The sequence below is a fragment of the Delftia acidovorans SPH-1 genome, assembly GCF_000018665.1.
Lineage (GTDB): Bacteria > Pseudomonadota > Gammaproteobacteria > Burkholderiales > Burkholderiaceae_C > Comamonas > Comamonas acidovorans.
This window is the reverse complement of sequence record NC_010002.1, coordinates 5,156,417-5,176,012: the sequence shown is the minus strand read 5'-3', so window position 1 is coordinate 5,176,012 and position 19,596 is coordinate 5,156,417. Positions and strand designations below refer to the sequence as shown.

The following is a 19,596-nucleotide window of genomic DNA, read 5'->3' as shown; positions in this document are numbered from 1 at the left end:
TGCGCGTCAGCGGCGCGGAGCGCCCATGCGCCAATGGGCGCGCGCGGCACTGGCCAGGGTCAGGCGGTCTTCAAGACCTTGTCCGTCACCGGCCTGGATCAGGGATTCGAGTTGCTGCAGCGCCTGCTGGAACTGGCGCGACTGTGCCAGAACCTGCTCGCTGTTGGCCAGCAGCACATCACGCCACATCTTGGGATCGCCTGCGGCAATGCGCGTGAAGTCGCGGAAGCCGGGGCCGGCCAGTGACAGCACGTCGTCGGAGTCGGGCTGGGTGATCACGCTTTGCATCATGGCGAAGGCCAGCAGATGCGGCAGGTGGCTGACCGTGGCAAAGGCGCTGTCGTGGGCTTCGGGCGACATGGCGCGCACGCGGCAGCCCAGCAGTTCCCACAGGGAGCGGGCCTTTTGCAGGTGGTCGGTCAGCGTGCGTTCGGTGGGCGTCAGGATGACCTGTGCACCCTTGTACAGCTGGGGGTCGGAGTGCTCGACGCCCGAGACTTCCTTGCCTGCAATGGGGTGGGCCGGCACGAAGGAGCCGAGCTGGTCGCGCAGGGCCGAGCGGGCGGCATGCACCACATCGACCTTGGTGGAGCCCACGTCCATGATCATCATCTCGGGCGTGACCAGGTGCTTGATGGACTTGAGCGTGGCCTCGGTCGCCGCCACGGGCACGGCCAGCAGCACCAGGTCGGCACCGGCGGCGGCCAGCAGGGCGGAGGGGGCCTCCACATCGATGACGCCCATCTGGCGAGCGCGTTCGGTCGTCGAAGGCGACTTGCTGTAGCCCACGACGCGCTTGACCAGCCCTGCCTGCTTGAGCGCCAGGGCGAACGAGCCGCCCATGAGGCCGCAGCCGATCAGGCCCAGTTGTTCAAAGGGCTGCATCACTTGGATACCGGGTAGGTGCCCAGCACCTTGTAGAAGGCGCACAGGCCGCGCAACTCTTCCAGCGCGCTGGCCACGTTGGGCTGTGCCGGGTGGCCTTCGAGGTCGATGTAGAAGTAGTACTCCCACTGGCCGGTGCGCGCGGGGCGCGACTCGAAGCGCGTCATCGACACGCCGTGCTTCTTCAGCGGCACCAGCAGGTCATGCACGGCACCGGGGCGGTTGGGCACGGAGATGATGATGCTGGTGCAATCCTGGCCGCTGGGCGAGGGCGTGGCCAGCGTGTGCGGCAGGCAGATGACGGCGAAGCGCGTGCGGTTGTAGGCATCGTCCTGGATGGCATGCGCCACCACATGCAGGCCGAATTGCTGGGCCGCGCGTTCGCTGGCCAGGCCGGCGATGTTGGGGTGCAGCGCCGCCAGGCGGGCGCCTTCGGCATTGCTGGACACCGGGCGGCGCTCGGCATGCGGCAGGTGCTTGGCCAGCCAGCCCTGGCACTGTGCCAGGGCCTGGGGATGGGCTGCCACGACCTCGATGCCCTCGGTCGTGTTGCTGCTGCGAAGCAGGTTGTGGCGCACCAGCAGGCTGACCTCGCCCACCACGTGGCAGGGCGTGTGCAGGAACATGTCCAGCGAGCGCGTGACCACGCCTTCGTTGGAGTTCTCCACGCCCACCACGCCGTACTGCGCGCTGCCTGCGGCCGTGGCGTGGAACACCTCGTCGAAGCTGTTGCAGTACATCAGATCGGCCGCGCCGCCGAAGTACTGGATGGCGGCTTCCTCGCAGAACGTGCCCGCCGGGCCCAGCACGGCCACGCGCTGGGGCGACTCCAGCGCCAGGCAGGCCGACATGATCTCGCGCCAGATGGCCGAGACATGGCCATTCTTGAGCGGGCCGGGATTGGCGGACTCGATCTTCTGGATGACCTGGGCCACGCGGTCCGGGCGGAAGAAGGGCGTGCCTTCACGCTTCTTGACCTCGCCGACCTGCTCTGCCACGCGGGCACGTCGGTTCAGCAGATCCAGCAGTTGCTGGTCGATATCGTCGATCTGCACGCGCAGATGCGCCAGATCGGGAGAGGCTTGGGGTGTGGTGCTCATGGGCGGGAGTGTGGGTCGGTCAGGCGTTGCGCTGTTCGAATTCGCGCATGTACTCCACCAGCGCCTGCACGCCAGCGATGGGCATGGCGTTGTAGATGCTGGCACGCATGCCGCCGACGGACTTGTGGCCCTTGAGCTGCAGCAGGCCGCGTTCCCGGGCTCCGGCCAGGAAGGCGTCATTGCGCGATTCGTCGCGCAGGAAGAAGGGGATGTTCATGCGCGAGCGGCAATTGGCAGCGACCTTGTTCACGTAGAACGAGGACTGGTCCACGTACTGATAGAACAGGTCGGCCTTGGCGATGTTGCGCGCCTCCAGGGCGGCCACGCCGGTCAGGCCGCCTTCGGTCTGGCGCTTGATCCATTGGAACGTGAGGCCCGCGATGTAGATGCCCCAGGTCGGCGGCGTGTTGTACATCGACTGGTTGTCGGCCACGGTCTTGTAGTCGAAGGCCGAAGGGCAGGCCGGCAGGGCGTGGCCCAGCAGGTCCTCGCGCACGATGACCAGGGTCAGGCCGGCAGGGCCCAGGTTCTTCTGCGCGCCGCCGAACGCCAGGCCCACGCGGCTCCAATCGACGGGGCGCGAGGCCACGTGCGAGGAGAAATCAACCACCAGCGGAGCATCGCAGCCCAGCGCCTTCAGGTCGGGCAGTTCCTGGAACTCCACGCCATGGATGGTTTCGTTGCTGCAGATGTGCACGTAGCTGGCGCCGCGGCTCAGTTGCCAGCTCTCGGGGGCGGGCAGGGCGGTGAACTTGCCGTCCTCGCCGCTGGCCGCGATGTGCGCGTCCGCCACGTACTTGCGTGCTTCCTTGGCCGACTTCTGGCTCCAGCTGCCACTGAGCACGAAGTCCACCGTGCCTGCGCGCGAGAGGTTCAGGGGAACGATGGCGTTCTCGGCCAGGCCGCCGCCTTGCATGAACAGGATCTTGAACTCGGGCGGTACGGCCAGCAGCTCGCGCAGGTCGGCCTCGGCCTGTTCATAGATGGAGATGAACTCCTTGCCGCGGTGGCTCATCTCCATCACGCTCATGCCGGACCCGTGCCAGTCGAGCATTTCGGCGGCTGCCTGCTGCAGCACTTCGGCGGGAATGGCGGCAGGGCCGGCGGAGAAGTTGTAAGGGCGGTTCATGGAGTTCACTGTCAAGTCACGCGCAGGCGCCAGTTCGGGCGGTGCCTGCAACTGTCAAAAATCTGGGCCGCCGCTGGGACTGCGCTCCCGGTGCGGGAGCAGCCCCAGCGGCGGCTGGGTCATCAGGCGGGCTCGCCCGTGCCTTCGGCAGCGGCTTCGTCGCCGCCTGTGGCCTCCTCGCCCGTGGCCTCGTCCTCGACTTCGCTGGCATCGTTTTCAACGATGCGCTGCAGGCCGCCGAGCTTGGCGCCTTCGTCCAGGGAGATCAGCGTCACGCCCTGGGTGGCGCGGCCCAGTTCGCGGATTTCCGAGACCCGGGTACGTACCAGCACGCCAGTGTCGGTGATCAGCATGATTTCGTCATCGGCATGCACCAGGGTGGCGGCGACGACCTTGCCGTTGCGCTCGGACTGCTGGATGGCAATCATGCCCTTGGTGCCGCGGCCATGGCGCGTGTACTCCACGATGGAGGTGCGCTTGCCGTAGCCGTTCTCGGTGGCCGTGAGCACGCTTTGCGACTCGTCCTCGGCCACCAGCATGGCGATCACGCTCTGGCCTTCTTCCAGGTTCATGCCCTTGACGCCGCGCGCGTTGCGGCCCATGGGGCGCACGTCGTTCTCGTCGAAGCGCACGGCCTTGCCGCCGTCGCTGAACAGCATCACGTCATGCTTGCCGTCGGTGAGGGCTGCGCCGATCAGGAAGTCGCCCTCGTCCAGGCCCACGGCGATGATGCCGGCCTTGCGCGGGTTGGAGAACTCGTCCAGCGCCGTCTTCTTCACGGTGCCCATGCTGGTGGACATGAACACATAGTGGTCGGCCGGGAAGCTGCGGTACTCGCCCGTCAGCGGCAGCACCACGTTGATCTTCTCGCCATCCTGCAGCGGGAACATGTTGACGATGGGGCGTCCGCGCGAGCCGCGCGAACCTGCGGGCACTTCCCAGACCTTGAGCCAGTACAGGCGGCCGCGGTTGGAGAAGCACAGCAGGTAGTCGTGCGTGTTGGCGATGAACAGCTGGTCGATCCAGTCGTCTTCCTTGGTGGCCGTGGCCTGCTTGCCGCGTCCGCCGCGCTTTTGCGAGCGGTACTCGGACAGCGGCTGGCTCTTGATGTAGCCCGTGTGGCTGAGCGTGACCACCATGTCGGTGGGCGTGATCAGGTCCTCGGTGGACAGGTCCTGCGCGCTGTATTCGACCGTGCTGCGGCGGGCGCCGACCTTGCTCTGGCCGAACTCGGCCTTGATCTGCTTGAGCTCGTCGCCAATGATGGCCGACACGCGCTCGGGCTTGGACAGGATGTCCAGCAGGTCCTCGATGACGGACATCACGTCCTTGTACTCGGCGACGATCTTGTCCTGCTCCAGGCCGGTCAGGCGCTGCAGGCGCATCTGCAGAATTTCCTGGGCCTGGGTTTCGGACAGGCGGTACAGGCCATCGGCCTGCATGCCGAATTCGCGCTCCAGCCCGTCGGGGCGGTAGTCGTCGGCGTTGACCACGCCGCCATCGGTGCGGGTGCGCGTCAGCATCTCGCGCACCAGCTTGCTGTCCCAGTTGCGCGTCATCAGCTCGGCCTTGGCCACAGGCGGCGTCGGCGCGTTGCGGATGATGGCGATGAAGTCGTCGATATTGGCCAGCGCGACCGCCAGGCCTTCCAGCACATGGCCGCGCTCGCGCGCCTTGCGCAGCTCGTACACCGTGCGGCGCGTGACCACTTCGCGGCGGTGCTGCAGGAAGACCTCGACCAGATCCTTCAGGTTGCACAGCTTGGGCTGGCCATCGACCAGCGCCACCATGTTCATGCCGAAGGTGTCTTGCAGCTGGGTCAGCTTGTACAGGTTGTTGAGAACGACCTCGGGCACTTCGCCGCGCTTGAGCTCGATCACCAGGCGCATGCCCGACTTGTCGGACTCGTCCTGGATGTGGCTGATACCTTCGATCTTCTTTTCGTGCACCAGCTCGGCCATGCGCTCCTGCAGCGTCTTCTTGTTGACCTGGTAGGGCAGCTCGTCAACGATGATGGCCTGGCGCTGGCCGCGATCGATGTCCTCGAAGTGGCACTTGGCGCGCATCACCACGCGTCCGCGACCCGTGCGGTAGCCTTCCTTGACACCGTTGATGCCATAGATGATGCCGGCCGTGGGGAAGTCAGGCGCGGGAATGATCTCCATCAGCTCGTCGATGGTGGCCTGAGGCGTCTGCAGCAGGTGCAGGCAGGCATCCACCACCTCGTTGAGGTTGTGCGGAGGAATGTTGGTGGCCATGCCCACGGCAATGCCCGAGGAACCATTGACCAGCAGGTTGGGCAGCCGCGCGGGCAGCACCAGCGGCTCGCGCTCGCTGCCGTCGTAGTTCGGGCCGTAGTCCACCGTCTCCTTGTCGATGTCGCCCAGCATCTCGTGGGAGATCTTGGACAGGCGGATTTCGGTGTAACGCATCGCCGCCGCGCTGTCCCCGTCCACCGAACCGAAGTTGCCCTGCCCGTCGACCAGCATGTGGCGCAGCGAGAAATCCTGTGCCATGCGCACGATGGTGTCGTACACCGCGCTGTCTCCGTGCGGGTGGTACTTGCCGATCACATCGCCGACGATACGCGCCGACTTCTTGTACGGCCGGTTCCAGTCGTTGTTGAGCTCGTGCATGGCGAACAGCACGCGCCGATGCACAGGCTTGAGACCATCTCGCGCATCGGGCAGCGCCCGGCCCACGATCACGCTCATTGCGTAATCGAGATAGCTGCGACGCATCTCCTCTTCGAGGCTGATGGGCAGGGTTTCTTTAGCAAACTGGGTCATGTGTGGCGATACTCTGACGGCGGGAAAAGGCCCATTTTAGGTCGAATGACGTGTAGCAGCCGAGCAACATAACCCTGGAATTCCGCCGCTGTCCTACTTGTTGGCGCCCGCTTGGCGGTCCGTCTGCTTGTGACGTATGGCACAATCAATTCAACGTTTTTGGTGATGGTCACTGATAACGTCCACAGATTCGCAGCCCTGCTGCGGCTTTTTCCCCAAGAGGAGAACCATGAAGAAACTGAACAAAGTGGCGATGTTGTTTGCCTCTGCCGCCCTCGCAACGGCTGCTGGCGCACAAGTGAAGGCTGCTGACGGTGGCAAGACCATCGACAACTGGCAAAACGGCACCAGCGAACTGGTGTGGAAGAACGGCACGAACGAACTGTGCTGGCGCGATGCCAACTGGACGCCCGCCACTGCAGCAGCTGACTGCGACGGTGCCCTGAAGCCTGTGGCAGCCGCTGTGGCTCCTGCCGCAACGCCCGCTCCGGCAGCTCCCGCTCCGGCACCGGCTCCCGCTCCGGCCGTGGCTTCCAAGGTGACCTTCTCTGCTGACGCTTTCTTCGACTTCGACAAGTCGGTTCTGAAGCCCGAAGGCAAGGCCAAGCTGGATGACCTGGCCTCCAAGGTCAAGGGCATCAACCTGGAAGTGGTCATCGCCGTCGGTCACACCGACTCCGTTGGCTCTGACGCCTACAACCAGAAGCTGTCGGTTCGCCGCGCTGAAGCTGTGAAGGCTTACCTGGTGTCCAAGGGCATCGAAAAGAACCGCGTCTACACTGAAGGCAAGGGCGAAAAGCAGCCCATCGCCGACAACAAGACCAAGGAAGGCCGCGCAAAGAACCGTCGCGTGGAAATCGAAGTGGTCGGCACCCGCGCCGCTCAGTAATCTTTCGATTGCTTCCCGCAAAAGCCCCGGCAACGGGGCTTTTTTTATGGCCGAACGGTCGTCGCAATCACCGACAATCGAGCCATGAGCAACGCAATCAACGTCAATGCCGACCCGGCGGAGCTGGAGAAATTCTCCAGCCTGGCCCATCGCTGGTGGGACCCGGAAAGTGAGTTCAAACCTTTGCATCAGATCAATCCGCTGCGCCTGGACTGGATTGATGCGCAAGCTCCCTTGAAGGGCCGCAGGGTCCTTGATGTCGGCTGCGGTGGCGGCATCCTCGCCGATTCCATGGCCCGCAAGGGGGCCAGAGAGGTGGTGGGCATCGACCTGGCCACCAAGGCATTGCGTGTGGCCCAGTTGCATGCGCTGGAAACGGGTACTCCGAACATCCACTACCACGAAGTCAGCGTGGAACGTCTGGCCGAGGAGCAGCCGGGCTCCTTTGACGTGGTGACCTGCATGGAGATGCTCGAGCATGTGCCCGATCCCGCTTCCGTGGTCGCGGCCTGCGCCGAACTGGTCAAGCCTGGGGGCTGGGTGTTCTTCTCCACGATCAACCGCAGTGCCAAGGCCTTTGGTCTGGCCATTGTGGCGGCTGAGTACCTGCTCAAGATGATTCCCAAGGGGACGCATGAGTACGCCAAGCTGATCCAGCCCAGCGAACTCGCCATGTTTGCCCGTCAGGCTGGCCTTGACCTGCAGGCGAGCAAGGGTCTGCAGCACAACCCCATCACCGGGCGCTACTGGCTCAGCGCGGACACGTCGGTGAACTACATGCTGGCAACGCGCCGGGCAGAAGGGTGAGCCGCATGTGGCAAGAAATCCGAGCTGTTCTGTTCGACTTGGACGGCACCCTGATCGACAGTGCACCCGACCTGGGTGCGGCCGCAGACAGGATGCGCATTGACCGTGGCCTGCAGTCGCTCCCCTATGAGCAGTATCGGCCCATGGCGGGCGCCGGGGCACGGGGGATGCTGGGAGTGGGCTTCGGGCTCACGCCTGACTCGCCGGAGTTTCCGGAGATGCGCGAGGAGTTTTTCCGCAACTACGAGCAGTGCATGACCGAGCGCACCTATGCGTTCGATGGTGTCCCGGAGCTCATTGCACAGCTCCAGGCGGCATCCATGCCCTGGGGAGTGGTCACCAACAAATCCATGCGTTTCACCGACCCTCTGACGCAGCAGATGCCGCTTTTCGCGAGCGCGGGTGCCATCGTCAGCGGTGATACCACGCCCCACGCAAAGCCCCATCCAGCGCCGTTGCTGGAAGCTGCCGCGCGTATCGGCCTGCCCCCGCAGTGTTTTGTCTATGTGGGTGATGATGAGCGCGACATCGTTGCAGGCAAGGCCGCAGGCATGAAGACCGTGGCGGCCTGCTACGGCTACCTTGGCGCAGCGGGCGATACGCTGCAGTGGCAGGCGGATGCGCAAATCTATTCTCCGCTGGAGCTCTTGAAACTGCTGGAAAGAGGCTAAGATAGGAGCCTTGGGGCTGTCCTGGTTTCGACGTGGGTTCGGGACCGGTGTGGTGCATGTCGAGCTTGAGTGACGCTCGTAAATCTCCATTCAAAAAACTAACTGCAAACGACGAACGTTTCGCACTCGCCGCTTAAATCCGGTGAGCCTTGCAACAGCACGCTGATGGGCTGGGCAAGGGGGTAGCAATACCTCCCGGCTGCAAGGGAATTTACATCAGCTGGCTGCGTGCTGGGCTTCTTAGTACGTGGCAAGATCCAAGGAAGCTGGCATCCCGGGTAGCGTGCGCCTGCGCGACTTGGGAGGCGAGACTCAAAACAGAACGCTAAACATGTAGATCTGCCCGGCGAAGGCTTGCGGACGCGGGTTCAATTCCCGCCAGCTCCACCATCCAAGACACCGCCACACACTGATGACCTCAGCGTGTGGCGGTTTTTTTTGCCTGCAAGTGTTCTGCGGTGTCGTCGAAATCGCACGGATTTCGCACGGGCTGCGGGGGCAGGCTCGGCAAGGAGGCTGGCCCAGAGTTGATTCAGCTGCTGCCCATGTCGGGCATGGGCTGTTGCGACAGTTCCTGGATCAGCGTGAGGCGGAAATGCGCCAGGGCCTTGGCGCCATGCTGTATGTGGTGCAGGTCTGCCACCCCGCCGATGCCCGAGACCAGCAGCTCCGGTTTGTTGGACAGGATGACTTCTATGAAGTGGTCAGCCAGTTCTGCTGCCAACAGGGTGTCTGTGCTCTGTTTGCTCATGTGCGTTTCCTCCTTGTGGTGGAAATCGCATGGTATGGCATCGCGGCGGAATAGGGGGTGCCGACTGGAGGCATGGCCGGCGCCCGGTGTCGACCCTCAGATGGCGAGGCTTGCGCGGTCCTTGCCTTCTATCCATTTGGGCGGCTTGCCGCGGCCTGTCCAGGTGGCGCCGGTTTCTGGGTTGCGGAATTTGGGCTCTCCCACGCTGCGCTTGCCGGCCTTGTCGGGTTTGCTCTTGGCGGAGGGGAAGACATCCTCCTTCGTCAAACCATATTGCTGCACCATCGCCTTTGCTTCAGCGATCGCATCGGTTTTCGCGTGCTGGATGAGTGCGTCGATTTTTTTCTCAAGCTCGGCTTTTTGTTGCAGCAGGGCCTTGTAGTCGGATGTCATGGCAATGATGATTTTCAGTGGGAGATGCGCGTGTATATCACGGGCATGAATATTTTGTAAGTTATGAGTAAGAAAAAGAGGGTGCGGATGCGGGAACGGTCACCAGCGACGTGGCGCGTTCAGAACAGGTGATGGGGATGGTTGGGGCGATGAGGTGCGCCCAAGAAAAAGGCCAGCGGCTTGCGCTGGCCTGGGAAGAAAGAGCCGGTGCTTTTTGAAAGCTTCCTGGGGGAATGAGAGGGAGGGAGGAGGAAATGCCCCAGACCCGGCAATGAAACGGTGCAGAAACTGAAGGCGATGATGCCTGCCGTGCGCAGGCCGGCCGATGGGTGAGAGGCGAGTCTGCACGTAGGACGGGGGAGCATCTGCCGAGTCACAGGCTGGTCATCTCCATGCGCGATAAACCGGGAGTTGCGCAACCATGGGGGGGAGCGCATTGTTTTTTTATTGCGCATCCATGTCCATTGCTGCCACGCTGATTCCATTTGTTTTCAACCCGGCCAATTCGATGAGTGCGCCATTGCAGCGGCATCGTTGGCGTCTGTATGGTGCGGGCCTGCTTCTTTCGGCGTCTGCCGGGGTATGGGCGCAGGTTCCCTTCAACGGCACCTACACGCAGAATTTCGACACCCTGGCCGCGTCCGGGGCGGGGCTGGCCTGGGCCAATAACAGCACCTTGCCGGGCTGGTTTCTCTTCAACAAGAACTTGGCATCCATCACCTCTTATGTGGCTGGCAATGGTGCCTCCAACACCGGCAGCTTCTACAGCCTGGGGCTGAGCACGGACCGTGCCTTGGGGGGAGTGGCATCAGGCGGTGCCTACTTTGGCAGCCCGGCCCAGGGCGCTGTAGCGGGTTGGATTGCGCTGGCGGTGCGCAATGACACGGGCGGCTCGGTCGATGGCATCACCTTGCGATTCAACGGCGAGCAATGGCGCAACGGTGGCAATACGGAACCGCAGCCCATGGTGCTGGAGTACGGCATGGGAGCCACCTTTTCCGATGTGCCTGAATGGCTGCCTGCCGGCGCGAACTTCAATTGGCAATCGCCTGTTGCCACCGGAACTGCTGCCGCCGTGGACGGCAATGTGGCCGGGCGGGTGAACAATGTGGGCGGGGATCTGCGCGGCCTGGGCTGGGCGCCAGGTGCCACGCTGTGGCTGCGTTGGGTGGAACTCAATGATGTGGGCAACGACCACGGCCTGGCCATTGATGACGTCTCCATCACCCTGGCGCTGCCCGACACCACGGCGCCCACGCTGCAGGCAAGCATTCCCGCGGAGGCGGCAACCGGGGTGGCGCTGAATCCCGAAATCAAGCTGAGTTTCGATGAGGCGGTGAAGCCCGGTAGCGGCAGCTTCGAACTGCGCCAGGGCGCCACGGTGGTGGCAACGCTGCAGGCTGGCGATGCGGCGCAGGTGAAATTCAGTGGCTCGACCATCACGCTCAACGCGGGTGTGCGGCTGGCTGTCAATACGCCCTACAGCCTGGTTTCCGTGGGCGAGCCGGTGTTGGATACCTCGGGCAATGTGTGGACCGGCACGACGCTGGGCTTCACGACAGGAGACGAGCCGCCGGTCACCAGGATTTCTGCGGTCCAGGGCTCTGGCGATCAGTCTCCGCTGGTGGGGCAGAAGGTGACGGTGAGTGCCGTGGTGACGGCCTATATGCCTGGACTGAGCGGTTTCTTCATGCAGGAAGAGGCGGCAGACTCCGATGGGGACGCTGCTACCTCGGAGGGCATCTTTGTCTACTACGGCAACGCCAATCCTGGCGTGGATGAGAGCACGGTGGGCAAGCTGGTGCAGATTTCCGCCTCGGTGAGCGAGTTCCGCAATCAGACCCAGCTCAGCGCCATCACGGACTTCGTGGTCCGCGGCGCGGCGGCCTTGCCGGAGCCAGTGCGCATCGCACTGCCTGTCAGCGACATGGGGCAATGGGAGCGTCTGGAAGGCATGCGTGTGGAGGTGGCATCCGCCACCGCAGGCGGCAAGCTGGTGGTGAGCGACAACCGCACGCTGGGCCGCTACGGCAATGTCACGCTGTCTGCCGATACGCCGTTGGCGCAGTACACCGAAGTCAACGCTCCCAGCGTGGCGGGCTATGCAGCCTACGTGCAGACGCTGCAGCGCAGCCAGATCATTCTCGATGATCGCTCCGGGGCCCAGAATCCCGAGTTCGTGCCGGGTCGTGGCGGCTTGCCGCTGTCGGCGTCCAACACGCTGCGGGCTGGCGATGGCGTGGATCGCGTCATCGGCGTGCTCGACCAGTTTTTTGATGCTGCCGCCAGCGAGCCCTATCTGACCAGCTACCGCGTGCAGCCCACGCAGACGCCGCAGTTCACGGGAGCCGCGCGCCCTTCTGCTGCTGAATTGCAGCAGGCCGTGGGAGCGGCCACGCTCAAGATCGCGTCTGCCAACGTTCTCAATTTCTTCAACCTGACCGGTGCCACAAGCGGCTCTTCTCAGGTGATGTTCAACACGCCGCTGGGCAACCAGCAGGGCATTCGCGGTGCCAACAGCATTGCCGAGCTGGACAGGCAGCGCGCCAAGATCGTGGCCAATCTGCTGGGGCTGGGCGCCGATGTGTATGGCCTGATGGAGGTGCAGAACAATGGCTTTGGTCCGGGCAGCGCCATCCAGGATCTGGCCGACGCCCTGAACGCGAGTGCCGACAAGCCTGCCGGCGCCGTGTATGCGGTGGTCAAGGCACCCTTCACTGAGGCTGCAGGCACGGTGCCAGGCGCGGGCACGGATGCCATTACCGTGGCCATCGTCTATCGCAGCGACCGCGTCACGCCGGTGGGCAGCGCAGCGGCACCCAATGTCTCTACCTACGATGCCTTCAACGCAAGCATCGGCGGAGCCCGGGTGCCGATTGCGCAGACCTTTGCCGTGGGCGGCAGCACGGAGCAGTTCACCCTGGTGGTGAACCATTTCAAATCCAAGGGCAGCGTGCTCGGTGGCGCGGGCAATGCGGACGTGCTCGACGGCCAGGGCGCCAACAACGCGGCGCGCGTGAAGACGGCCCAGCAACTGAGCAACTGGCTGGCAACCCGGCCCACAGGCGTAACCAGCCCCCACGTGGTGCTGGTGGGCGATTTCAACGCCTATGCGAAGGAAGACCCCATCACCACGCTGGAGTCCGGCGGCTATGTCAAGGTCTCCCAGGGGCTGTCCTATGCATTCGACGGAATGTGGGGTTCGCTGGACCATGTGCTGGTGAGCACCAGCCTGCAGCCCAGCGTGGGGCGTGAGGTCAAGTGGGCCATCAATGCCGAGGAGCCCGAGGTGCTCGACTACAACGTCGAGTTCAAGTCGCTGGATCAGCAGGCCAGCTTCTATGCGCCCACCGCCTATCGTTCCAGTGATCACAACCCCATTCTCCTGGGGCTGAATTTCGGTGGCCAGGCGCCATCGTTCAGTGGCGTGCCTGCCAATGCGCAGGCGGTGGTGGTGGGGCAGGCGGCCGATCTGGCGGACGTGGTGGTGGCCGATGCCGACAGCCCCGTCGTCACACTGTCCATCGTCGCCAGCGGCGGACAGGTGCTGGGCCTGGAGGATGCTGATGCTGTACAGCCCGGCATACAACTGCGCGGCAGCCCCGAACAGGTATCGCAGCAATTGCGCGCCGCCATGTACATGGCTTCGGTAGCCGGCCCGGCCAGCCTGCAACTGAGCGTGAGTGATGGTGTCCATGCGGCTGTGACGGCCAGCTATCCGCTGCTGGCGACCGCAGCGGGCGCAGTGGACCCGGCCAATCGATTCAACATCACCGGAGCAAGCCAGATTGCGGTTGCGGGCGAGGTCGTGGGCGGTGGCGCCAACTGCCGCTTGGCCGAGCCGCCGCAGGTCATGGCGGCACCGGGTACTCCGCGTTCTGGGGCGGTGGTGCCACACGGGCTGTTGAAGCTCAACACCGATGGCTGTGATGCGGGTGCGCTCGTGACGGTCAGGCTGACCTATCCGAACGATTTGCCCAGTGGTGCTGAATACTGGAAGTGGGGCCGCACGGCAGATAACACCACGCAGCACTGGTACCGCATACCTGCAACGCTGCAGGGTCGCGTCGTCTCCTTCGTGCTGCGCGATGGCGGCCTGGGCGATGACGATCTTCTGGCCAATGGCCGTGTGGAAGACCCTTCGGCCCTGGTGCTGCCTGCCGCGGTCGGTGGCGGTACGCCGGCGGCGATTCCGTCACTGAGCGAGTGGGCGGTCGCGCTGCTGAGCCTGATGATGGGTGGACTGGCCATCCGCCTGCGCCGCCGCAAACCTTGATGCTGCCGTGAAAAGCCCGGTCTGCACCACGTGCAGGCCGGGCTTTTTGCATTGGGGCAGGGGAGGCCGCGGACAGGCATTTGCCCGACTGCGTGCAAGAGGGATAGGTGGGAGAGGATCTTGGTGTGCAGCCGCAGGCCGATGCTTGATGATGGCCGGGCTGGGTGCGAAGTGGCGCGTCTGCTGCTGCGGGCGCCGTCTCGGTGCAAGGAATGAGAGAGATATCCAGAAACGATCGTGCTTGAAAAAGAGCCTGGCTAACCGGCATACCGCTGGCTGGCAAAAACGACTGCAGGCTGAACTGGCCTGACGAGTCGCCCCACGATGAAACTGAACTGCTGCAGCACCATGAATGATGCAGCATGGATTGAATGATATACGCAAACAAGAATCATTCTCAAATAAACCCAGAACTTTCTCTGGAATTAGAAAAAGCTTGTGTTTTGCGGTTTTCGCCTGCTGGGCTGGTATCTGGCGTGGTGCCGCTCAAGAAAAAACGCCCCGGCTGCGGAGGCGGCCGGGGCGCTGAATGGAGCGTTCCATGCGATCAATCCAGGAAGGACACATGCTAGGGGTTTTGAATGAGAGCGCTTGCGTCTGCGTCTCCGGTCCTTCCTGGTTGTCAAGTGTAAATTGAAACAAGGTGCTTGATGGGGTCAAAGCAGCCGAAGTTGCATGCATCTGAGCCGTAAAGCTGTTTTTTGTATTCCGATGCGACCGCCTCAAGCCAAATGCGCCGTGCAATGCAAAAAGCCCGCTGTGGAGCGGGCTTTTTTCTGGGAATGTGGACGATGGCTCTTACGCGACCATCGTTTTACGGCAGAACGTCTCTGCGGCTGTCACCGTTGTTTTTTTCGTCGTAGTGCACGACGCGCCGGCGTGAGATACAGCATTGCCTGCGCAGACAACCATGGGATTATAGCAGAGGCAGAATTTGCCGCTGGAGCCATGGGCCTGTGTTGCCGCAGAAGGGGTTTGAAGATGAATGAAATGACGCAAAGGCTTGAGGGCCTGCTCGCATCCGGCAAGGACTCGGCCCTGCTGCGCTGTACCTTGGGCAAGACCTATCTTGAAAACGAGGCGCCTGAGGTGGCTCATTCACACCTGGAGCGGGCCACTGAACTCGATCCCGGCTATTCGGTGGCGTGGAAGCTGCTGGGCCGGGCATTGCTGGCGCTGGGCGACGCTGCTGGAGCGCGGCGGGCGTGGAATACGGGATTGGCCTGCGCGCAGCAGAAGGGGGATGCCCAGGTCGTAAAGGAGATTGGTGTGTTCCTCAAGCGCCTGGACAGGCAGCAGGCGGGCTGAGTCGAGGCCCTGCGAAAGGGTGTGGGTGCGGGTGTGTGTGTTTTGGTGCGGAGCGGGATTCACGCCTGCAAAAGAGCTTCCCTGGCCAGGGCGTCGGCCTCGGTGTTGCGGTGGCGGGGTATCCAGCGCAGTTGCACGTGCTCGAACCCGGTCAGCATGGTGCGGGCCTCATCAAAGAGGTCTGCCAGACGCGCGATGGGCTTGATGGGGCGTAGCGATGGAGTCAGCTGCTCCACCAGGATGCTGCTGTCCGTGAAGATGGTCAGGCGGCGCGCCTGCAGGCCTTGCAGGGCCTGCAGCGCGGCCATCAGGGCGCGCAGTTCGGCTTCGTTATTGCAGCCTCGCTCGTGGCAGGGCTCGGACAGAAGGTGGCGGCGTCCGTCGGGTGCGGTGATGACGGCGCCCATGGCCATGCGTCCGGGGTTCGGTACGGCGCTTGCATCGATGTAGGCAGTCCAGAGGTCGGCGTCTGAGGGCGCGGGGCCGCAGGCGCTTGGGCGTGATGGGGGCTTTTCCAGAGGCATGCCCGCATCATGCGGCAGCGGTGGAGGTTCGGTCGCATTTCTTGTCGGATGGCGCGGGACAATGCAGGTCTGCAAATCACCGAAACCGAAGAAGGCAGCGAATGATCAGGATTCTGGGCAAGTCATCGTCCATCAATGTGCGCAAGGTGCTGTGGCTTTGCGTGGAGTTGGGAATTTCTTTGGACCAGGAGGAATGGGGCTCAGGTCATCGATCAACGCAGGAGCCGGAATTTCTGGCGCTCAATCCGAATGCGATGGTTCCGGTGCTGCTTGATGGGCCGCTGGTGCTGTGGGAGTCCAATACCATTTGCCGCTACCTGGCGGCCCGCCATGACCGGCAGGACCTGCTGCCGGCAGCGCCCGCTGAACGCGCGCTTGTCGAGCAGTGGATGGATTGGCAGGCCACCGAGTTGAACAATGCCTGGCGCTATGCCTTCATGGGATTGGTGAGGCACAGCCCCGAGCACAAGGACCCCGTGCAACTGGCTGGCAGCATGGCGAACTGGCATCGCCACATGCGCATTCTGGAGGACCAGTTGTCGCGCACCGGCGCCTTTGCTGCTGGCGCGCAATTGAGCCTGGCCGATATCGTGCTGGGCCTGTCCACGCACCGCTGGATGTCGGCGCCCATGGAGCGCCCGGAATTGCCTGCAGTCCGCGCCTACTACGAACGGCTTTGCGAGCGGCCGGGCTTTCGCCTGCATGGCGCCAACGGCATGCCTTGATGGCGGTTTGGCGCCCTGCGTGACAAAGCCCGCCAGGTTTCCTGCGGGCTTTGGTTGTTGAAGGACTGGGGTCAGGGGGCGACGCGCACCAGCATCATGTCGGCCTTCGAGCCTGCACCACGGGTCAGCACCGGGTGGACGGTGTCATTGATGAAGATGAGTTGATTGCCCTGGGTAATGCGTGAGGTGACCGTGTATTGCGCGGCAGGATTCAGGCGGCTGGGCTCGACGGGCAGCTTGAAGCTGTAGGGCGGCTTGAGGCCTTCGAGCCGCATGGACTGCTGGGATATCACCGGGGCGGGAGCATCGGCGCGCGAGGTGTCCTGCAATTCGACGACCAGCACGGCGTCGGGCGCAAGCGGAGCGGGCTCCCTCAGGTCAACCGTTCCCATGACCGCAGTGACGGGCGCATTGGGCGCAGGCTGGGTCTGGGCGCATGCACCCAGCAGTGCTGCGGACATCACGAGGGCCAGGGCTGTGCGGCGCTGAAGGCTGTTGGAATTCATTGGAGCTCCTTCTTGATTTGGGAGTCCCAGTCTGGCCTGGCGTGGCTTGCGGGGCTGTAGGAGCAGGCTCAACGCAAGCTGCTGCCATTTCCCAAAGTCGCATGGGCCGATCTGCTGGCTGGTTGCCAGTCTTGGAGGCAAAGGTGTGAAAGGTTTGTGCTCGTGCTGCGGGCGCTGCGCTGGCGACGCTCGGTTGGGCAATTGCGATCTGGACAGACAAAAGCCCCTGGCTCTTTCGAACCAGGGGCTTGAATCATTTGGTCGGAGCGGCGGGATTCGAACTCGCGACCCTCTGCTCCCAAAGCAGCCGGTCGAATTATTGAAATCAACGGCTTGCACCGTTTTCTTCTAACGCGCGCATCTGCCAACGGTGCTGTCCGCCATAGGCAGCGCAGAGGCGCGTTAGAAGAAATTCAGCGTGTCGCGTCCACCTTCAGCGCGCGTTTGTGGCGCACATAGTCGGCGGTCTGGGACTGGGTGGAGTGGGCGCCCATGCGCTGCGCCTCCATGATCCCGCGCCCACGGTCCACATCGGTCAGGGCCTTGCCGCGGAGGTCGTGGAAATGGCAATCCTTCACGCCGGCCCGCTTCACTGCCCGCTTCCAGGCGGTGGATGCGCCCGAGTAGGTGTAAGGCTGGCCCTGCAGCGTGCAGAACACGAAATCGGGGCTCTGGTTGGGTAGCGCCCGCAGGCGGTCCACCACATTGCGCAGGCGCTGTGTCCATGCGATCAGGACCTGGGCGCCGGTCGAGCCCTCGGTTTTTGCCGGCTGGAACGTGATGCCCTGCTTGCCCACATCGCTCCACCGCAGGGTCAGCAGGTCGCCAATGCGCTGCCCGGTCAGGTAGGCCATATCGATCAGCGCGCAGATCGTGTGGCCGGAGCGCGTGCGCTTGCCGTCGTCCCCGTACATCACGGCCACCTTGATGCGGCGCACTTCGGAATCCGTGATGTACCGCGTGCGCGCCTTCACGGACATGGTCTTGAGGCTGTCCACTGGGTTCGTGCCGGGCGGCCGATAGCCTTTCTCTTCGGCGAACCGCATCAGCTCTCGCAGCATGGAGCGGTAGGCGTTGTAGGTTCGCGGCTTGTCGCTGAAGTGTTTCAGGAACTCCACAATGGCCGGCGCGGTGACCTCCTGCGCGCGAAACTCCTGGAACGATTCGGAGATCGTGCGCGTTTGGTAGGCGTCGTTGGCCTGCGTTTTCACGCTGTGCCTGCTGCCGACCTCCGCAAGCCAGTCCGCGATCAGCGCGGCCATGCTGTCCCGGGTCTGATCAGCCTGCTCCATTGCTGCTAGGGCGCGGTACAGAGCAGGCAGGCCGTCACGGATGGTGGACAGGCGCGCCCAGATCCGCTTTTTCCCTTCGGCGCGGACATGCCAATAGGCGCCGCCCTTTTCATAGACACGCTTGGGCAGGTCGCTGCGGCGCTTGCTCATGCTGGCCTCCGCATCTGCGGCGGCCGCACGCGCGGCACGGTGGACGGCGCTGGGCCAGCGCATACGGCTAGGTAGTGGTCGCGCTCCAGCAGCACCTTGCCCGTGCGCTCGCTTAGCCGTGCACGGAAGAATCCGCGCTTGTGCAGCGCCTTGAGCTGCATGGAGGGCCATTGGTAGTGGGTGAGCTCCCTGATTTCGTCTTCAGAGAGGGTCAGGCTGATGCTCATGGTGGGCACCTTTCAAAAACAAAGGCCAGCAGGTGCTGGCTCTGGGGTTGGGTCGGGCAAATGGGGGGGCATGAAAAAGCCCGCGAATGCGGGCGATGTCAGGACAAATGGCTTACCCTCTCTGCCGAAAAGGAGAGGGCAATGGCGTATTGGTGGGTCAATCACAAACAGACTTTCAAGTCCGAGATCGAAGGCGGGTACATCTGGAGCCCTCAGCGCAAGGCCAACGGCGGGTACAACCAGACCTACGAGAATCTGCGCCTGGTGAAGAAGGGCGACACGGTGATCTCGTATGCAGACGGCCAGGTCAAAGCGATTGGCGTGGCCACGTCCGGATACCGAGACGAGGGCAAGCCCGAAAATTTCGGCAAGGCCGGCGACGCATGGCACTCAGATGGTTGGCTGGTGCCCGTTGCATGGGAACTGCTCGAAAGCCCGGTTCGGCCTAAGCACCACATGGGTGTGTTGGCCGGTGATCTCCCGGAGAAGTACTCGCCTATCCGTGCCAGCGGAGATGGCAACCAGGGGGTGTACCTTGCATCGGTGTCTCAGGCGCTGGGCGAGAACATCTTGGGACTGGCAGGCAAGGCCAACGACGCCGCGCTGGAGTTCCACGATGAGCAGCTCATGGAACTGGAAGCAGACCAGGTCCAGCAGGAGCTCAGCGCATCCCCCACGCTTTCATCCACAGAGATCGAGCAGTTGGTGAAAGCGCGCCGTGGCCAGGGTATCTATCGCACCAACCTCATGCAGATTGAAAAGCGCTGCCGCCTCACTGGAGTTTCAGACACGCGGCTTCTGGTGGCCAGCCACATCAAGCCCTGGAAGGACTCTACGAACCAGGAGCGGCTGGATGGCCACAATGGGTTGCTGCTGTCACCCCATGTGGACAGGTTGTTCGATCGCCACTTGATCAGCTTCACGGACGATGGGCAAATCATCGTTGTAGAGGCGTGGGTAGTGAACGCCATGCTTGCGTGGGGCCTTGATCCGAAGATGAACGCTGGGCAGTTCACTCCGAAGCAGCGACAGTACCTTGAGGTGCATCGCGCCAAGCTCACCCAACAGTCGCACTGAACCCTGTGGCTTTGTGATTTCGCAAAATCCGGGCTGCTTGTACTGGCCGAGTTATTGGGTGGCTTGCGGTATCTTCTATTGAAGAAGAGAGGTTCGT

The 19,596-nt window shown here is 63.3% G+C and carries 17 protein-coding genes and 1 other RNA gene; 8 read left to right on the top strand and 10 right to left on the bottom strand.

Going from position 1 to position 19,596, the window contains the following annotated elements:
* Positions 1-6: 6 nt before the first annotated feature.
* The 4 genes from DACI_RS23795 to gyrA all read right to left on the bottom strand — a co-directional run bounded on the left by DACI_RS23795 (position 7) and on the right by gyrA (position 5,903).
* Positions 7-885, bottom strand: a complete 879-nt coding sequence (locus tag DACI_RS23795; RefSeq protein ID WP_012206521.1) for a prephenate dehydrogenase — start codon at positions 883-885, stop codon at positions 7-9.
* Complete coding sequence (gene pheA / locus DACI_RS23790) at positions 885-1,985, bottom strand: prephenate dehydratase (protein ID WP_012206520.1); 1,101 nt, start codon at positions 1,983-1,985, stop codon at positions 885-887. The genes DACI_RS23795 and pheA overlap by 1 nt, the downstream gene beginning before the upstream one ends.
* A gap of 19 nt (positions 1,986-2,004) precedes the next feature.
* Complete coding sequence (gene serC / locus DACI_RS23785; protein WP_012206519.1) at positions 2,005-3,114, bottom strand: 3-phosphoserine/phosphohydroxythreonine transaminase; 1,110 nt, start codon at positions 3,112-3,114, stop codon at positions 2,005-2,007.
* A gap of 122 nt (positions 3,115-3,236) precedes the next feature.
* Complete coding sequence (gene gyrA / locus DACI_RS23780) at positions 3,237-5,903, bottom strand: DNA gyrase subunit A (RefSeq protein ID WP_012206518.1); 2,667 nt, start codon at positions 5,901-5,903, stop codon at positions 3,237-3,239.
* 229 nt (positions 5,904-6,132) lie between these two features.
* Between gyrA and ompA the strand changes: the two genes are divergently transcribed.
* From ompA to ssrA, 4 genes are all read left to right on the top strand, one after another.
* On the top strand, positions 6,133-6,792 hold the full coding sequence (gene ompA / locus DACI_RS23775; protein WP_012206517.1) for an outer membrane protein OmpA: 660 nt from the start codon (positions 6,133-6,135) through the stop codon (positions 6,790-6,792).
* A gap of 84 nt (positions 6,793-6,876) precedes the next feature.
* On the top strand, positions 6,877-7,599 hold the full coding sequence (ubiG, locus tag DACI_RS23770) for a bifunctional 2-polyprenyl-6-hydroxyphenol methylase/3-demethylubiquinol 3-O-methyltransferase UbiG (RefSeq protein ID WP_012206516.1): 723 nt from the start codon (positions 6,877-6,879) through the stop codon (positions 7,597-7,599).
* 5 nt (positions 7,600-7,604) lie between these two features.
* Positions 7,605-8,270 (top strand): HAD family hydrolase, encoded by a 666-nt coding sequence (locus tag DACI_RS23765; protein WP_012206515.1) that lies wholly within the window; start codon positions 7,605-7,607, stop codon positions 8,268-8,270.
* 12 nt (positions 8,271-8,282) lie between these two features.
* Positions 8,283-8,660: a transfer-messenger RNA gene (ssrA, locus tag DACI_RS31670) on the top strand.
* A 142-nt stretch (positions 8,661-8,802) separates the two neighbouring features.
* Here ssrA and DACI_RS23760 read toward each other — a convergent pair.
* Together DACI_RS23760 and DACI_RS23755 are read right to left on the bottom strand one after the other, a co-directional pair.
* Positions 8,803-9,021, bottom strand: a complete 219-nt coding sequence (locus tag DACI_RS23760) for a hypothetical protein (RefSeq protein ID WP_012206514.1) — start codon at positions 9,019-9,021, stop codon at positions 8,803-8,805.
* 96 nt (positions 9,022-9,117) lie between these two features.
* Positions 9,118-9,414, bottom strand: coding sequence for an H-NS histone family protein (locus tag DACI_RS23755; RefSeq protein ID WP_012206513.1), 297 nt, complete (start codon positions 9,412-9,414; stop codon positions 9,118-9,120).
* A gap of 457 nt (positions 9,415-9,871) precedes the next feature.
* On the opposite strand from DACI_RS23755, the gene DACI_RS23750 reads away from it, so the two are divergent.
* Both DACI_RS23750 and DACI_RS23745 read left to right on the top strand, forming a co-directional pair.
* Positions 9,872-13,690: an ExeM/NucH family extracellular endonuclease gene (locus DACI_RS23750; protein WP_043782420.1), complete on the top strand. Its 3,819-nt coding sequence runs from the start codon at positions 9,872-9,874 to the stop codon at positions 13,688-13,690.
* 981 nt (positions 13,691-14,671) lie between these two features.
* Positions 14,672-14,998 (top strand): tetratricopeptide repeat protein, encoded by a 327-nt coding sequence (locus DACI_RS23745; RefSeq protein ID WP_012206511.1) that lies wholly within the window; start codon positions 14,672-14,674, stop codon positions 14,996-14,998.
* Positions 14,999-15,057: 59 nt separating this feature from the next.
* On the opposite strand, the gene DACI_RS23740 is transcribed toward DACI_RS23745, so the two are convergent.
* A complete protein-coding gene (locus tag DACI_RS23740) occupies positions 15,058-15,522 on the bottom strand; it encodes a ribonuclease HI family protein (protein WP_012206510.1) in 465 nt (154 codons plus the stop codon).
* A gap of 101 nt (positions 15,523-15,623) precedes the next feature.
* On the opposite strand from DACI_RS23740, the gene DACI_RS23735 reads away from it, so the two are divergent.
* Complete coding sequence (locus DACI_RS23735) at positions 15,624-16,247, top strand: glutathione S-transferase family protein (RefSeq protein ID WP_012206509.1); 624 nt, start codon at positions 15,624-15,626, stop codon at positions 16,245-16,247.
* 71 nt (positions 16,248-16,318) lie between these two features.
* On the opposite strand, the gene DACI_RS23730 is transcribed toward DACI_RS23735, so the two are convergent.
* The 3 genes from DACI_RS23730 to DACI_RS23720 all read right to left on the bottom strand — a co-directional run bounded on the left by DACI_RS23730 (position 16,319) and on the right by DACI_RS23720 (position 18,422).
* The gene (locus DACI_RS23730; RefSeq protein WP_012206508.1) at positions 16,319-16,753 is read right to left on the bottom strand and encodes a YbaY family lipoprotein; all 435 of its coding nucleotides are present in this window, start codon (positions 16,751-16,753) and stop codon (positions 16,319-16,321) included.
* Between the two features lie 413 nt (positions 16,754-17,166).
* A complete protein-coding gene (locus DACI_RS23725; RefSeq protein WP_012206507.1) occupies positions 17,167-18,195 on the bottom strand; it encodes a tyrosine-type recombinase/integrase in 1,029 nt (342 codons plus the stop codon).
* Positions 18,192-18,422, bottom strand: coding sequence for a DUF4224 domain-containing protein (locus tag DACI_RS23720; protein WP_012206506.1), 231 nt, complete (start codon positions 18,420-18,422; stop codon positions 18,192-18,194). The genes DACI_RS23725 and DACI_RS23720 overlap by 4 nt, the downstream gene beginning before the upstream one ends.
* A gap of 141 nt (positions 18,423-18,563) precedes the next feature.
* Between DACI_RS23720 and DACI_RS23715 the strand changes: the two genes are divergently transcribed.
* On the top strand, positions 18,564-19,499 hold the full coding sequence (locus DACI_RS23715) for an HNH endonuclease (RefSeq protein ID WP_012206505.1): 936 nt from the start codon (positions 18,564-18,566) through the stop codon (positions 19,497-19,499).
* Positions 19,500-19,596: the final 97 nt, after the last annotated feature.